The sequence below is a fragment of the Shewanella algidipiscicola genome, assembly GCF_003605125.1.
GTDB classification, from domain to species: Bacteria; Pseudomonadota; Gammaproteobacteria; order Enterobacterales; family Shewanellaceae; genus Shewanella; species Shewanella algidipiscicola.
In genome coordinates this window covers 62,134-78,459 of record NZ_QPQT01000011.1, presented here as the reverse complement: position 1 = coordinate 78,459, position 16,326 = coordinate 62,134, and the positions used below count along the sequence as shown (strand labels likewise).

The 16,326-nt window shown below is 45.2% G+C and carries 14 protein-coding genes; 5 read left to right on the top strand and 9 right to left on the bottom strand.

The window, feature by feature from the left end; genetic code table 11:
• Positions 1 to 39: 39 nt before the first annotated feature.
• Together DVO77_RS13185 and DVO77_RS13180 are read right to left on the bottom strand one after the other, a co-directional pair.
• A complete protein-coding gene (locus DVO77_RS13185; protein ID WP_119978662.1) occupies positions 40 to 3,195 on the bottom strand; it encodes an efflux RND transporter permease subunit in 3,156 nt (1,051 codons plus the stop codon).
• A gap of 9 nt (positions 3,196 to 3,204) precedes the next feature.
• A complete protein-coding gene (locus tag DVO77_RS13180) occupies positions 3,205 to 4,365 on the bottom strand; it encodes an efflux RND transporter periplasmic adaptor subunit (protein ID WP_119978661.1) in 1,161 nt (386 codons plus the stop codon).
• A gap of 422 nt (positions 4,366 to 4,787) precedes the next feature.
• Between DVO77_RS13180 and DVO77_RS13175 the strand changes: the two genes are divergently transcribed.
• Entirely contained in the window at positions 4,788 to 5,537 is a 750-nt protein-coding gene (locus tag DVO77_RS13175; RefSeq protein ID WP_110458767.1) for a TorF family putative porin, read from the top strand.
• A 203-nt stretch (positions 5,538 to 5,740) separates the two neighbouring features.
• Here DVO77_RS13175 and DVO77_RS13170 read toward each other — a convergent pair whose 3' ends face one another.
• A complete protein-coding gene (locus tag DVO77_RS13170; RefSeq protein ID WP_119978660.1) occupies positions 5,741 to 6,403 on the bottom strand; it encodes a DNA-3-methyladenine glycosylase I in 663 nt (220 codons plus the stop codon).
• A gap of 204 nt (positions 6,404 to 6,607) precedes the next feature.
• Here DVO77_RS13170 and DVO77_RS13165 point away from each other — a divergent pair, with 204 nt between their 5' ends.
• The gene (locus DVO77_RS13165; RefSeq protein ID WP_249038175.1) at positions 6,608 to 7,018 is read left to right on the top strand and encodes a LysR family transcriptional regulator; all 411 of its coding nucleotides are present in this window, start codon (positions 6,608 to 6,610) and stop codon (positions 7,016 to 7,018) included.
• Positions 7,019 to 7,235: 217 nt separating this feature from the next.
• Positions 7,236 to 7,883, top strand: coding sequence for a glutathione S-transferase family protein (locus DVO77_RS13160; RefSeq protein WP_119978659.1), 648 nt, complete (start codon positions 7,236 to 7,238; stop codon positions 7,881 to 7,883).
• Positions 7,884 to 7,912: 29 nt separating this feature from the next.
• Here the strand turns inward: DVO77_RS13160 and DVO77_RS13155 are convergent, their stop codons facing one another.
• Positions 7,913 to 8,443, bottom strand: coding sequence for a thioesterase family protein (locus tag DVO77_RS13155; protein ID WP_110458769.1), 531 nt, complete (start codon positions 8,441 to 8,443; stop codon positions 7,913 to 7,915).
• A 176-nt stretch (positions 8,444 to 8,619) separates the two neighbouring features.
• Positions 8,620 to 9,153: a menaquinone-dependent protoporphyrinogen IX dehydrogenase gene (hemG, locus tag DVO77_RS13150; RefSeq protein ID WP_119978658.1), complete on the bottom strand. Its 534-nt coding sequence runs from the start codon at positions 9,151 to 9,153 to the stop codon at positions 8,620 to 8,622.
• Between the two features lie 265 nt (positions 9,154 to 9,418).
• Here hemG (DVO77_RS13150) and DVO77_RS13145 point away from each other — a divergent pair, with 265 nt between their 5' ends.
• Positions 9,419 to 9,724, top strand: coding sequence for an ArsR/SmtB family transcription factor (locus tag DVO77_RS13145; protein ID WP_028763438.1), 306 nt, complete (start codon positions 9,419 to 9,421; stop codon positions 9,722 to 9,724).
• Positions 9,725 to 9,748: 24 nt separating this feature from the next.
• On the opposite strand, the gene hemG (DVO77_RS13140) is transcribed toward DVO77_RS13145, so the two are convergent.
• The 4 genes from hemG (DVO77_RS13140) to pepQ form a co-directional block, all read right to left on the bottom strand.
• On the bottom strand, positions 9,749 to 10,276 hold the full coding sequence (gene hemG / locus DVO77_RS13140) for a menaquinone-dependent protoporphyrinogen IX dehydrogenase (RefSeq protein WP_119978657.1): 528 nt from the start codon (positions 10,274 to 10,276) through the stop codon (positions 9,749 to 9,751).
• Positions 10,276 to 11,733 carry a TrkH family potassium uptake protein gene (locus DVO77_RS13135; protein WP_110458772.1) on the bottom strand — a complete coding sequence of 486 codons (1,458 nt, stop codon included), beginning with the start codon at positions 11,731 to 11,733 and terminating at the stop codon, positions 10,276 to 10,278. The genes hemG (DVO77_RS13140) and DVO77_RS13135 overlap by 1 nt, the downstream gene beginning before the upstream one ends.
• Before the next feature lie 193 nt (positions 11,734 to 11,926).
• Complete coding sequence (locus DVO77_RS13130) at positions 11,927 to 12,544, bottom strand: YigZ family protein (protein WP_119978704.1); 618 nt, start codon at positions 12,542 to 12,544, stop codon at positions 11,927 to 11,929.
• A gap of 13 nt (positions 12,545 to 12,557) precedes the next feature.
• A complete protein-coding gene (gene pepQ / locus DVO77_RS13125) occupies positions 12,558 to 13,880 on the bottom strand; it encodes a Xaa-Pro dipeptidase (protein ID WP_110458773.1) in 1,323 nt (440 codons plus the stop codon).
• 282 nt (positions 13,881 to 14,162) lie between these two features.
• On the opposite strand from pepQ, the gene fadB reads away from it, so the two are divergent.
• Positions 14,163 to 16,313 (top strand): fatty acid oxidation complex subunit alpha FadB, encoded by a 2,151-nt coding sequence (fadB, locus tag DVO77_RS13120; protein WP_119978656.1) that lies wholly within the window; start codon positions 14,163 to 14,165, stop codon positions 16,311 to 16,313.
• Positions 16,314 to 16,326: the final 13 nt, after the last annotated feature.

The following is a 16,326-nucleotide window of genomic DNA, read 5'->3' as shown; positions in this document are numbered from 1 at the left end:
CCCAGCAAGAGCTGGGCTTTTTGATACTGTTAGCGTCAACTATGATTCTTTATCAGCCGTCTTGGCGATAGCGGCATCACTACCACCATTGCGCTCTCGTTTACTGAAGATACGTTCAACTATCACGAAGAAGATCGGAATAAAGAAGATCCCCAAGAAGGTTGAACTCATCATGCCACCGAGCACACCGGTACCGATAGCGTTCTGGCTACCAGACCCGACACCAGTACTAATTGCTAATGGTACAACCCCCAAACCAAACGCCAGAGAGGTCATGAGGATCGGTCGTAAACGAACCCGCACCGCATGTAAGGTCGCTTCGACGAGACCTGCACCTTTCTCATAGAACTCTTTAGCAAACTCTACAATCAAGATAGCGTTCTTCGTCGCTAGACCCACAGTGGTTAACAGACCGACTTGGAAGAATACGTCGTTGGGCAGACCCCGACCATTCATCGCCAATAGCGCACCAATGATCCCAAGCGGCACCACTAAGATAACCGCAAATGGCACAGACCAACTCTCGTACAGCGCAGCCAATACTAAGAACACGACTATAATAGAGAGTGCGTATAGTGCTGGCGCCTGATTACCCGATAAACGCTCTTCATAAGACAGGCCATTCCATTCGACACCAAATCCTGGTGGTAATTTAGCAACCATGGCTTCGATATCATCCATCGCCGCACCTGTACTATACCCTGGTGCAGTGCCTCCCTGAATGTTCATTGACGGCAAACCGTTAAAGCGTTCTAGACGCGGTGAACCAAATTCCCATGAGCCGGTAGCAAAGGCTGAGAAAGGCACCATCTCACCTTCAGCATTGCGTACATACCAGGTATCGAGGTCTTCCGGCTGCATACGGTACTGAGCATCGCCTTGCACGTACACTTTCTTCACACGACCACGGTCAATAAAGTCGTTGACGTAACTGCCACCCCAAGCCGTGCCTAGCACACTGTTTACCGCATCGATGTCGACACTCAAGGCGCGAAGCTTGGCGTGATCCACATGGATTTGATACATAGGCGCATCTTCCTGACCATTAGGACGCACACCGACCAAGTTAGGGTTTTGCGCAGCTAGCCCAAGCAACATATTACGGGCCTCAACCAACTTATCGTGGCCTTGACCATTTCTGTCTTGTAGATAGAAATCGAAACCGTTAGCGGTACCCAGTTCAATCACGGCAGGCGGTACAAAGGCAAACACAAAGGCTTCTTTCATTTGCGAGAACATCGCCATGGAACGCCCAGCAATTGACTGAACATCTTGACCCGGCTCACCACGAACAGACCAATCTTTTAAACCGACAAACGCCAGACCCATGTTTTGACCACTACCGGCAAAACTAAAACCAGAGACACTAAACACTGAGTTAACACTGTCGCCCTCTTGGTTAAGGTAGAAGTCGGTGATTTTTTCCATCACCTTCTTGGTGCTTTCTTGAGTCGAGTTTACTGGCAAAATAGCTTGCGTGAACAAGATACCTTGGTCTTCATCCGGTAAGAAAGCGGTAGGCATGCGCATGAAAATCCAGCCTACGGCCACGGTCAATGCCAAGTAGACCAGCATGACACGTCCGGTACGCTTAATCATAGAAGCCACACTGGCCTCATAGCGCGATGTCATAGCATCGAACTTACGGTTAAACCAACCGAAGAAACCGGTTTTGACGTGCCCTTCGCCTTTCGCGATAGGCTTTAACATGGTCGCACACAGTGCCGGCGTCAGGATAATCGCCACCATCACAGACAAGGCCATGGCAGAGACAATCGTGACCGAAAACTGACGATAGATAACCCCTGTCGAGCCCGACATAAAGGCCATGGGTACGAATACCGCAGACAAGGTAAGACCGATACCCACTAGAGCGCCGGTGATCTGATCCATCGACTTACGCGTCGCTTCGAGCGGGCTCAGGCCCTCCTCTTGCATCACACGCTCAACGTTCTCCACCACCACAATCGCATCGTCCACCAGCAAACCAATGGCCAATACCATGGCGAACATGGTCAGAGTATTAATCGAAAATCCGGTCGCCGATAAAATGGCAAACGTACCTAACAATACAACGGGAACCGCAATAGTTGGGATTAACGTCGCGCGGAAGTTTTGCAAGAACAAGTACATGATCACGAAGACCAAGACGACGGCTTCTAGTAAGGTATGTACCACTCCCTCAATCGACTTCTCAACAAAAGGCGTTGTATCATAAGGATAAACAACCTCTAACCCTTGTGGGAAGAACACCTTTAATTCATCAATTTTTTCACGCACACGCTCAGCAGTCGCTAACGCATTAGCGCCAGTAGCTAGCTTAACTGCCAGACCCGACGCCGGCTTACCGTTATAAAACGATTCAACCGCATAACTTTCTGCGCCAAGCTCAACACGTGCCACATCTTCTAAGAAGACCTTAGCACCCGAACTGTCTGCTTTGATGATGATTTTCTTAAACTCATCGGCAGTTTGTAGACGACTCTGAGCCGAAACCGTAGCATTTAACTCTTGGCCCGCAAGCGCAGGAGCGCCACCTAATTGGCCAGCCGAAACTTGCGCATTCTGCTCACGAATCGACGCCATAATATCTTGGCTGGTCAGGTTGTATTGGGTCAGCTTTAACGGATCGAGCCATATACGCATCGCATATTGTGCACCGAATAACTGAATTTCCCCCACACCAGCAACACGGCTAATAGGGTCTTGGATATTTGAGCCAACATAGTCGGCAATATCCGTTTTACCCAATGAACCATCAGATGAAACGAAACCCAATACCATTAAAAAGCCAGAGCTGGACTTGTTAACTTTAACCCCTTGTGCCTGCACCTCTTGTGGTAACAAGGGCATCGCAAGTTGCAGTTTGTTTTGCACCTGCACCTGAGCGATATCAGGATCGGCCTCGGCATTAAAGGTTAAGGTGATTTGTGCGTTACCAAAGCTATCACTCGTTGAGGCGATATAACGTAGATTATCAATCCCCGTCATTCGCTGCTCAATCACCTGGGTAACGGTATCTTCCATGGTCTTTGCCGAAGCACCAGGATAAACAGCATTAATCACTACGGTTGGTGGCGCAATACTGGGATATTGTGACACAGGGAGCTTCATAATAGAGAGCACCCCGGCCATCATAACGATAATGGCGATCACCCAAGCAAAGATAGGGCGATCGATAAAGAAACGAGCCATAACTTTACCCTACTTTTGTGATTGCTGATCTGATTGCATTGCGTCAATCGGTTTTCCGGTCACTGGTGCACCGGGACGAATTTTCTGTAAACCTTCAACAATCAATTGGTCGCCAACCTTAAGGCCATCGACGATACGCCATTGATGATTGATAACTTCTGCCGTAGTGACAACCCGCGCTTCCACTTTACTTTCTGCGCCTATTACCATCGCAATGGCTTGGCCTTTAGAGTTACGCGTGATCGCTTTTTGCGGAACTAAAATCGCATGTGGGTCTGTTCCCGTATTTAACACGGCGCGAACATACATACCTGGCAGTAACACTCCATCTGGATTTGGGAACTCGGCACGTAATGTCACTGAGCCGGTATTCTCATCGACACTGACCTCTGAAAACTGCAACGTGCCGGTATGCGAATACGGCGTGCCATCTTCCAAAATCAAGTTAACGTCTGCGTTATCGGCCGCCTGTAATGAACCTTGCTTCAACTTAGCCTTTAGACGCAATAGTTGCGCACTCGATTGAGCAATATCCACATTGATAGGGTCAAGCTGCTGAATTGTCGCCAGTGTTTGGCTTTGATTTGCCGTCACCAACGCACCCGCGGTTACGCTCGACTTACCGATACGGCCAGAGATAGGAGCCTGAACTTGAGTGTACTCAAGATTAATTTGTGCGGTGTTAATTGCCGCTTTCGCGACAGTAACATTAGCTAAAGCTTCCTTGTATGCCGCTTCTGCTTCATCAAATTCTTGCTGACTAATCGCATTGGTTTTCACCAGTTCTTGATAGCGGGCCGCTTTGGCTTTCGCCGAGGCTAAACCTGCATTCGCACGCGCCAAATCAGCTTCAGCACTCACTAATGCCGCTTTGTATGTAGCTGAGTCTATTTGATAAAGAGACTGCCCTTTGACAACATCAGCCCCCTCTATAAAGCTGCGTTCGGTAATAATACCGGAAACTTGCGGACGGACTTCAGCTTCAAGAAATGCTTTACTGCGACCAGGTAATTCAACCTGGATCGCTTGAGGCTGTGCCACAACCTGCATGACGCCAACTTCGAGGCTTTTAGCTGCAGCGGCTGATTGACTCGGTGCCTCTTGCTTTTCACAACCCGTTATCCATAACGCCACACTTAAAACAGAGGCAATTTTCACTATTTGCCGCATGATAACTCCTAATCAAGGCCACAACAAAAAATGCCCTACATGTAGCAGAACATACTACAGAGCAATCTTTTGGAAGCATTATTTACATTGGAACCATTTATCTCACACCTAGCCTAGGTCAACAAGAACAATAACCTACTCATTTTGTAAGTTAATGCAAATTATTATAAGTAAGTATCGAACATTGTTAACAAGGGGTTAACATTGAGCGTTACTCCCCCTCAAAAACACAAGTATGTAATAAAAGTGTGACGTAGCGCGATACAAATCACGCTTGCAACAGTAAATTTAGCATTAAGCGAACAGAACTGTTCACAATTGTTCATATTTTTTTGTCATTAGTTCATTCGGGGTATAAAAGTCATTCATAAGTTCACTTTATAGTCATCAACACAACAACACTCACCATTAGCGAGATGATTATGAACACGGTTACAAAGCTAAAATACTCAGCCCTCATTGGCAGCTTACTACTATCAGTGGTCTCCATTGCACAAGCACAAGAAGATAATGAATTATTTGGTGGCAAACTCACGACTAAGCTTACTTTCGCATCTGACTATGTGTTTCGTGGTGAATCCGAAACCATGGACGGTGATGTTCCTGTTGTACAAGGTACATTAGGCTGGGGAAACGATAACGGCTGGTACGCCGGAGTCTTCGCCTCAAATATCAAGTTTGCCGATCCTAATTTAGAAATTGTTACCGCACCCTACATGGGTAAATATGGCGAGTTTGGTGATAGCGGTATCACCTATGACGTCATGCTATTTTCTTACCTCTATCCAGGTGCCTCATATTCGAACTACACCGAATTATGGTTAAAAGTGGGTAAACAGTTCGGCCGCACCAATGTGCAGCTAGAGGTCACTCCAACACTGGATGATTGGTTTGGGGTAGATGGCTGGCAAGGAGTTAACTACGCTATACACCCTAGCTATGCATTCGATAATGGCTTTAAGGTATCAGGCAGCCTTGGTTACCAAGAGCTTGATGGCGAGGGTGCTGAAGGTTGGGGACATTGGAACCTTGGTATCACCAAAGCCTATGCGGGCTTAGACTTCGATCTACGTTACCATGGCAGCACAATGGATGCCGACCATAAAGTCTACGGCACACAAACTGAAATATTCGATGACCGGGTTGTTATTGGGATCAGTAAGAGCTTTTAACACCATCTGATTTTTCATCCCTTTGTTTTATCTCTGCACTTTTGCCAGCCTAAAATAGGCTGGCTTTTTTAAACAAGAATGACGACAACTGAGCACTGATGCCGCGAGCGCCAATGCGCCCTATGTTGTAATCCGTTCAATCAAAAACAGCTCAACATTTAAGACCAACAAAAGGCTTCAACATATAAATCATTCATGTTGGTTTAGATCCGATTATCACCCACACTACAAGCGACGATTCGGCTAATTTCAGCCAGTGGTAAACCAGACTCCTGTTGCCAAGTGTTAAACACTTTTTGCACCTGCGCCAAACCACTCTTGGTGCTAAACCCAAAATCGATCAACTTATGCGTCTGAAAATAGCCTTTAATATCATCAGATAATAAAAAGGTATCTTTGCCTATCGCGCGTAAAAAGTAGGCACCTGTATTGCCGCCAAGACGATTACCTCGACGCTTAAGTTCGCTCCATAGACCTGTAATATCATCACTTGGCCAGTCGGCGATAAATTGGGCAAAACTGCCATACTCGAGTTTAATATCGTGCACCATTAATGCATTATCATAAATGGCCATGGTTTTCTTTAAATGCCTAATTAGATTCTCATCGCTGGCCCGCTGTTGCAGTTGCTCAGGAGAGAGCATTAACACCTTATGCGGCTCAAAATCAAAAAATGCCTGCTCGTAAGCTGACCATTTATTATCGACAATCCGCCAAACAAAACCACACTGAAACACCTTTTTACAGATCTCAGACAATAGCTCAGCATCGCTGTAATGCTTAATTGCATCATTAGACACCACAACGGGCATCAAGCTCTTTAATGCCGCCTCGCCACCTTTACGTTGGCATGCCCGCGTATACATTTGCTCAAAAGATTCCAAAACAATATCTCTCTACGTTGACCCTTATCCTATTAGGACAAATACGAACATTGCCCATCGATTCTGCCACACAATACCCTCCTGAGGAGGAAATCGATCAATTTCGATGACAATCATCATGATTAACGAGCTAGTATTTTTGATTTATTTAACTGTTCAAACAACCACTAACCTATCTATAAGCTAATGTTATTATTAAAATTAAACAATCAAGGACAGGTTAAGCCTATAGATGCATCCCAACTCTATCGCATGTTGGTATTTGCCAGCGTTGTGGAACAAGGCTCTCTCACGGCTGCAGCAACACAACTTGGGATCAGCCGCTCCATGGTGAGTCAACATCTTAAACGACTCGAAAGCCGTTGCCAGCAGACATTGCTCCGGCGCACCACTTACAGGTTATCGCTCACTCAAACGGGACAAGAATTCTATTATTACTGCGCTGAATTACTGTTATTGGCAAAACAGGCTTATGCGTCATTGCTGAGCACTGCAATACGCCAAAGGGCGTTGGTGCCACGACTCACCGACTACAACACAATACCGTTTACGCCATACATGGTTATCACCACACCATACCACCTAAGGTCAGGTTAATATTGACGTTTTTACAGCGAAGGTTTCAGCGCTAAGCAAGGCATAGGCAGTGCTCACAGCACAGATTACACAACGCGACTTTAAACACCTAGAAAGTGCCAACATTGACTCACTCGAATCCAAAAGCCGCTATCAACTCAAGTGAAAAATTCAACCTTATAGCGAAAAGCAGACTAAAGTTATAGTATCAATTGGCGGCGCATGGAGATGGGTTAAGATGGAACTGCTTTATCATCCCCTCTCTAGATATTCACAAAAAGTACTGCTGGCATTTTATGAAAAACAGGTCAACTTCTATCCTAGAATCATCGAACTCAGCGATCCTTATTCTCGCAACCGCTTCACACAACAATATCCCTCGGGTAAATTACCGTTACTCAAAACACGCTCAGCCAAATTGCTGCCCGAATCCACTATTATCATCGAATATATCGATCATCAATTCGCAACTGGCACCCAGCTAATTCCGACCGATTTTGAACACGCATTACAGGTTAGACTATGCGATCGCATCATTGATAACGATGTAAGTAATAAGCTGTATACGCTCGAAAGAATGCAAATTCGAGTCGAGCAAGCCCCCTTAAAGATCAAACAACTTGAAAATGAAATTCATGCTAGCTTTCAAAGCTTAAATGAACAACTAAGCCATTATCACTGGCTATGTGGCGATGCATTTACCATGGCTGATTGTGCTTTAATCCCGTGTATCATGGGCGCCAGAAAGCGCTTTAAGCTATATCAATTCGATCAGCTCGTGCGTTATCTCCATCAAGCAGAAACGCGTGGTTCATGGATACAAGTTCAACAAGAGATTGAGCTGGCGAAAACGACAGCCCTGATAGGCTTTCGCCCTATTCCCTAGTATTAACCGCCCATTAATTGAAGGTGAAATTATAAATTACGTTCTTTTTTTAGCTGCAAAAAAGCCTTCCACTTTACCACCTCAGGAGGCAGCTCTGGCGCAGGACCGTCGAAACCAGCCTCTTTGACCATAGTTGCAATAGGTACCTGTTTGCGATCACACACAAAGACGCCGCGCACGTGAACGATGCAGCGCAGGGTATTTTCACTAACAAACCGCTGCTCTACATAAAAATATTTTTCATCCCAACCAACGACCTTACTTTGCACTTCAAACTTTCTCAGCGGCTTAATGTCACGAATATAAGTAAATTCAGCCGCATTGACGATGGGCATCCATTTGAGCTTAAGAAAACGATTCAGTAACCCCATTTCTGCCAACATGTAAGTTCTGGCCAGATCCATAAAAGCAGGATAACGGGAGTTGGTAAGGTGAAAGTTGATATCACAATCTAAAGGTAACGCACGGTAATCAATCTTACTGGTGCCTAGAAAATCGATACTGCGACAATGGCGCACACGCCATAACATCAACCAAATCAAGCGAAAATACAGATTCATTACAATAATGTCCTTTAAAATGAAGCCGAAAGGCTAGCAGAGGTCATACCAGATAACAAGCAAGATATCGGCCTGCACTTAAGTCGTAATAGCACGCTAAATCACTGCGCCTTTAGAGACGTGTCGGGCACAAAAAAAGAGCCGTGATGGCTCTTTTAAACTCACTGTGATGCACTTTATTTAGCAAGACTAATAAGATGCTCACCATATACCTTTACATCGTCCCAATCCGTGTAATCGATAACGGCTTTAGGGTCGGTTGGCCCATGAGTGATCTTCATGATCAGTTGGATCATCAATCTGTCATACCAACGCCAAGAGGGGTAATCGACCTTACCTGCAATGACTTTGACATCTTTAGGTTTCCAAGGTGACAACTCAATGAATTTTTGCAGATACTTATTGTTTTCAGGCACACGTTTCTCGGGATTACGCGCGACAACGTTAACACTAAAAAAGCTATTAGGTATTGAGGCTAGTTGCTGCTGATATTGAGTTGCAAAGGCAAATACCGATTTATCATAGCTGCCGTAAAGCACACATGCGCCTAAGGCAACACTATCATACTTATCCCAATCAATCGTCTCGACATGCCCTATCTGCACCACATCGCATTGATGACCTTGCTGACGAATATGTGCTGCAATTGCTTGGGTAATTTTGGCAGTATGTCCGCCACGAGAATAATAAATAAGTAAAACTGAAGTCATATCACACCCATAATCAAAAACAGTTAAATCGCATTGTTACAGCTTACTGCCATCAAAACATATTAATGGATCACAAATTAGTTAAGGTTTTTGTGAAATATGCCACCTAATCATTAAAAAATTCGCGATAAGATACACCTGCTAAGATACTGATTAAACATGTAGACCCATCAATTGAGTTCGGACCGTAGACTGAGTATCATTGCCTTAACCTAGCCATTCAATTAGAGTCATCTAATCAAGTAGAGTATAAGAGACTAACTGTATGCAAAAAGATATCGATGTAGATACCATGGTCACCAATGCTCAGAGTGCTGCCAAATGGCTCAAGGCTATCGCTAATCCCTACCGCCTGATGATCTTATGTCAGTTGCTTGATAATGAACTTAGCGTCACGCAACTCAATGAAACCGTACCACTAAGCCAATCGGCGTTATCTCAGCATCTTGCGGTGCTGCGCGCAGAAGATCTGGTGGCGACACGCAAGAGTTCACAAATTGTTTATTACACCCTTAAAAATGAGCAAGTTACCGAGGTTATCTCGATTCTCTATAAGCGCTACTGTGCCTAAAAGTGTGTAGCGCTACTCGCTGTGTTATCGCTCACTAAAAGCTTTACCAAAGGCTTTGACCTTGTCCCAATTGGTAAATTCGAAAGTACCCGACGTATCGGTTGGCCCTTTAGTGATCCACATGATGAATCGAATCATAAATTTGTCAAAAAAACGATATTTAGGGTAGTCAATTTTACCGGCAAAAACACCAAGTTGCTGTGGCTGCCACAACGACAACTGTAAGAACTTTTTCATATAAGGGTTGGTTTCCGGAGTGTTTTTTTCCGGTTTTCTGGCCACCACATTGACGGTAAAAAAAGCATTTTTCTTGCTATTTAACACGGCGCGATGACGGTTAACATACTGCAACAGTTCAGGCCTATGCTTGCCATAACGAATGCTCGCACCAATCAATACTTTATCGAAATAAGACAGGTTAACTGCCTGTGCCTCCTCTAATGAAACCATTGTTACCATCTGAGTTTCTGCCTGACAGATCTCTTGGATTTGGTCACAAATCGCCTTCGTTTGTCCATCTACTGTCGAATAAATAATTAATGTACGGCTCATCAATTCTTCCAAAAAGTAGGTGTAAATAACACCAATAAAGTAAACACTTCTAAACGACCAAATAGCATCGCAACCACGAGCACCCACTTGGCTCCATCGCCGATACTGGCATAATTACTCGCCACCTCACCTAACCCAGGACCTAAGTTATTTAAGCAAGCCGCGGTAGCACTAAAGGCTGTAATGTTATCCAGCCCCAATGCCATCAGTATCAACATACAAACGACAAAAACAAGCGCATAGGCAGAAAAGAATCCCCATACGGCATCGATCACTCGATCTGGTAACGCCTTGCCATTAATCCGAATCGAAAACATTCCCCTTGGGTGTACTAAGCGCTTTAATTCACGTGAGCCCTGCAGCAAGAGTAAGATGACTCGCATCACTTTAATACCGCCGGCGGTAGACCCACCACATCCACCAATAAAACTAGAAAATATCAGGAGCATTGGCAAAAATAGCGGCCACATGTGAAAGCTTTCGGTACCAAAACCTGCAGTAGTAGAGATGGATACCGCTTGAAACAGGGCAAAATCGAAGGTTTCTTCGGGATTATCGTAGATACCCGAATGATATAAGGTCGCAAAACAGATCAGGGTAAGCGTGAGCTGAACAACCAATAACGCCTTAAATTCGGCGTCACGAAAATAGACTTTTAAATTAATACCGCGGCGAGTAAATGCCGCAAAATGCAGACTAAAATTAAGTGCGGCAATCAATAAAAACACCACACATACCATGTTAATAGTCGTACTATCGAAGTAGCCCATACTGGCGTCATGGGTAGAAAAACCGCCAATTGCAATGGTCGAAAATGAATGACATATCGCATCAAACAGATCCATGCCAGCAAGCCAATAGGCGAATGCACACGCGATGGTTAATGCTAGATAGATATACCATAAAGCTTTTGCCGATTCGGCAATTCTCGGGGTCATCTTACTGTCTTTAACAGGTCCGGGAATTTCGGCGCGATAAAGCTGCATTCCCCCAACACCTAGTACGGGTAAGATGGCGACAGCCAACACAATAATCCCCATGCCGCCCAACCATTGCAGCAGGTGGCGATAGAATAAGATAGCCTTAGGTAGGTCATCTAGCCCCACTAAAACCGTTGCACCGGTAGTCGTTAAGCCCGAAAAAGATTCAAAAAAGCTGTCTGCAAGAGATAAGTCTGGTTGGCTAGAGAAAATAAAGGGGACAGCACCAATCGACCCTAGTACCCCCCAAAACAACACCACCAGCAAAAAACCTTCGCGGGTACGTAGGTCTTTTTTATGGTGACGATTAGGATACCAAAGCAAAAAGCCGAGCAATAAACTCAGAAAAAAAGCCTGAATAAACGCAGCACCACCGCCATCTTTGTAAATCACGGCGACGAGAGCTGGGGGAAGTAACGATAACGAAAACAACCCCATCAACAGTCCGGTAATTCTTATAATTGTTCTATATTGCATCTGGGCTTTCTATTAGTCCTTTAGCGGTATCATGCACAATCGACCATTTTCGCACACATTTATCATGCTGTTATATAAAATTTATTACCCCAATACGTAACAAAACTAAGGCAATGATCAAAAAAACTGTGGTTTATTACAGAAGCTGAGTTTATAGCTTAATACACCAATATGAATCCTTGCTTGAATCATACTACTCCCCCTCAAACTGCACCTTCAATTGGCCCTGACTGATGGTCGCTAGCTCCTGTGCAAACGTCTGCTGATGCCCCTTGGGTATCTCAAAATGTACCAACACCTTATCTGAAAATATTTTGTCGGTGATCAGCCCTTCACCACGCATTAAAAAGTGCTCTACATCTTTAAGCTGGTGATACTCACACACCAACTGACCGGGATAACGGATTAATTTAAGTTCGGTCTCCAGCTGCGCGAGCCCTTGCTTAATGCCCGCACTATAGGCTCTCATCAACCCACCGACGCCGAGCTTAGTACCACCAAAATAGCGCACCACTATGGCACCAATCTCACCAATATTAGCCCCTTGCAGGGTGGCTAACATCGGTCGTCCAGCACTCCCAGCAGGCTCACCATCATCGCTTGAGCCCATCGTTACTGTATTACAGGGCTCGGCGGCGATAAAAGCATAACAATAATGATTGGCTCCGGGATACTCCGCCTTGATGTTAGTAAGTACACACTTCAACACTTGCTCAGATGAGCAATGAAACAGTACGGAGATAAAACGGCTGTGTTTTATCTCCTGTTCTATCACTAGGCGCTGAGCCGGAATAAGGTAACTTTCACTCAACAATCATCAATCCTTAACCATTAAGCCCTAAGTTACGGGTCATATTTTCAGTATGATCATGGTGCACAATCACATTATCTTCGATACGGATGCCACCAAATGGACGTAACATAGCCACCGTATCCCAATTAATCTGTTGCCGACGAGCATCCTGCTTTAAGGCGTCAAGCAAGGTATCGATAATGTACAACCCAGGCTCTATGGTTAGCACTTGATTGGCTGCTAATGTACGCGTGCAGCGTAAAAATGGGTGCGCCTCTGGCGCAGCGATATGAGTACCGCGCTCATCATGCAAGAAGCCTCCCATATCATGTACCTGCAATCCCAGCATGTGGCCTAGCCCGTGAGGGAAAAAGACACTGGTAATCCCTTGCTCTACCAAGCCTTGCTTATCACCAGTGGCTAAATTGAAATCCAGTAGAATTTGCGCCAATTTATGATGAGTGTCGATATGCAGATCAACATATTTTACGCCGGGTCGCATCATATCGATAATCGCTAGTTGCAGTTGTTCCATCGCCACGATCAGCTCGCCAAAACGATTTTTTTCAAAAGCGTAGGTCCGAGTAATGTCGGCGGCATAACCATGAAAGTTGGCACCGGCATCAATCAAAAAAGATAAACGCTGAGCAGGCACCTGATGCTCTAGTGCGGTGTAATGTAATATCGAAGCATTTTGGTTAAGTGCCACAATATTGCCATAGGGCATCTCATTTTCACTCTGATCAACCGCATTGAGGTAAGCTTGTTGGATTTGAAACTCGCTGCCACCACCGTAAAATGCACTCTTAGCAGCCTCATGGCCTTTCACTGCAATTTCATTGGCTTTGCGCATGCAGGCTAGTTCATATTGTGTTTTTGTTGCACGGTGATAATGCAAATAACTCATTACGGCATCGGGATTACGCGATGTAAACCCTAATACTTCGGCAACCTCCAAATGTTCGCCAATATAGGCCCAGTTACCTATATCATTAGGCAAAAAATCGGCTATTTTGTCGGCCTTAGTGAGCAGCTTAACTTCAATTTCATTGGTCCAAAATGCATCTGGAAGGTCGGCCACTTTATGCCAAAAATCCACTGGACGATAAAAAATCAGCTGTGGCTTATCCTTACCATTAACCAATAACCAACAATGGGGATTATCGATAACGGGTAACCACGCCTTAAAATGTGGATTAACCTTAAACGGGTAATCCATATCGTCTAAAAACTGACGATGAGGTTGACCTGAATGGATCACCAACCCAGACAGTTTCTCTCTCGCCACAATTTCAGCAACGCGATGATTTAACTCAAGGATATGGTCAGGGTAAAGGGTAGCTAAATTTTCCATGTCTATGTTCCTATTATTATTTTATGGCATACGTCTGAATGCTTAACACCCAGGCGTCAGTGACGGCGACAATATTGGCGTCAGTCTAACATAAAGCGCAAAATTCAGCCTAACCGAAGAAAATTAAACAACCGTTTAAATTGGGTGTTGAAATTTTCTCGATTTAGACGCACACTGAGCAGCAACTGGTCAAATGATGGCCTGCTGTAAGATAGAGATTTTACCTACGCTATACAAAATCAATAGTAGGTAGTGCTCTTTAAAGCAATAAGGAAGCAAGCAATGATCTACCAAAGTCCTACGATTCAGGTTGAACAACTTGAAGACAATATCGCTCGGCTCTGTTTTAACGCCGCAGGCTCAGTAAACAAATTTGACAGAGAAACCTTAACGTCTCTCGATGCCGCATTAGATGCAATTAAGCAACAGCCAAACCTTAAAGGCTTAATGCTGGTGTCTGGAAAGGATGCCTTTATTGTCGGCGCAGATATCACCGAATTTTTAGGCCTCTTCGCACAAGATGATGCTGTACTGCTCAATTGGTTAGAAGAAGCTAACAAGGTCTTTAATAAACTTGAAGATTTGCCCTTCCCAACCATCTCAGCAATCAAAGGCTTTGCATTAGGCGGTGGCTGTGAAACCATTTTAGCAACCGATTTGCGCGTGGCAGATACCACGGCTCGCATTGGTCTGCCCGAAACCAAACTGGGTATTATTCCAGGCTTTGGCGGCACAGTACGTCTACCTCGCGTTATTGGCGCGGACAACGCGCTTGAATGGATCACCACAGGTAAAGATCAACGCCCAGAAGCGGCATTAAAAGTGGGCGCTATTGATGCTGTTGTTGCACCAGAAGCACTAGAAACCGCAGCGATTCAAATGCTTAACGATGCCATTGCCGAGAAGATTGATTGGCAATCACGTCGTAACCATAAATTATCGCCACTCACGCTACCTAAGCTTGAAGCAATGATGTCATTTGCCACAGCTAAAGGCATGGTCTTTCAGGTTGCGGGCAAACATTACCCAGCCCCAATGGCAGCGGTTGATGTAATAGAGCAAGCCGCAGGTGCTAAGCGAGATGAAGCGCTACAAATCGAACATCAGGCATTTCTTAAACTGGCTAAAACCGAAGTTGCTCAAGCACTTATCGGTATATTCCTTAATGATCAACTCGTTAAAGGAAAGGCGAAGAAAGCTTCCAAGCAAGCTAAACCCGTAAACAGTGCCGCCGTGTTGGGCGCAGGTATTATGGGCGGTGGTATTGCCTATCAAAGTGCCAGCAAAGGCACGCCAATCGTCATGAAAGATATCGCTCAGCCAGCACTTGAACTTGGTTTAGGCGAAGCATCTAAACTACTGACAGCGCAAATCAAACGTGGACGCTCGACTCCAGAAAAAATGGCTGCAGTACTGAATAACATCACAGCGACCTTAGATTACAGTGCGGTAAAACAAGCCGATATTGTTGTTGAAGCCGTTGTTGAGCATCCAAAAGTGAAAGCCACGGTATTGGCTGAAGTCGAAGAGCATGTCAGTGAAGATGCGATCATCGCCTCGAACACATCAACTATCTCAATCAATCTATTGGCTAAGAGCCTAAAGAAACCTGAGCGTTTCTGCGGTATGCATTTCTTTAACCCAGTACACAAGATGCCTTTGGTTGAAGTTATCCGTGGTGAAAATAGTTCAGAAGAAACCATTGCATCGGTTGTGGCTTATGCGGCCAAAATGGGGAAGACCCCTATTGTAGTTAACGACTGCCCAGGCTTCTTCGTTAACCGCGTGCTATTTCCTTATTTTGCCGGCTTTAGCGGCCTACTTGCCGATGGCGCCGATTTTGCGGCTATCGACAAGGTAATGGAAAAGCAGTTTGGGTGGCCAATGGGCCCTGCTTATCTGCTCGACGTCGTCGGTCTAGATACCGGCCACCACGCACAAGCAGTGATGGCTGAAGGTTTCCCCGACAGAATGGGCAAAACCGGTAAAGATGCGATTGATGTGATGTTTGAAGCGCAACGTTTTGGACAGAAAAATGCCAAAGGTTTCTATCAATACTCTGTCGATCGCCGTGGTAAGCCAAAGAAAGATATCGATCCTGTGAGTTATGAACTCCTAGGTAATACCTTTGGTGAACTCAAAGAGTTCACCAAAGATGAGATCATCGCTCGCACTATGATTCCAATGATTATCGAAACAGTACGCTGTCTCGAAGAAGGCATCATTGCCACTCCAGCTGAAGCTGACATGGGGCTAGTTTACGGTCTCGGTTTCCCTCCATTTAGAGGCGGTGTGTTCCGTTACATCGACACCATGGGCGTAGCTAATTTTGTTGCATTAGCCGACAAATATGCTCACCTAGGCGGTCTGTACCAAGTAACAGACAAGATGCGTGAACTTGCTGCCAACAACGGTAGCTACTACCAAGCCTAATCAGCCGGAAGGA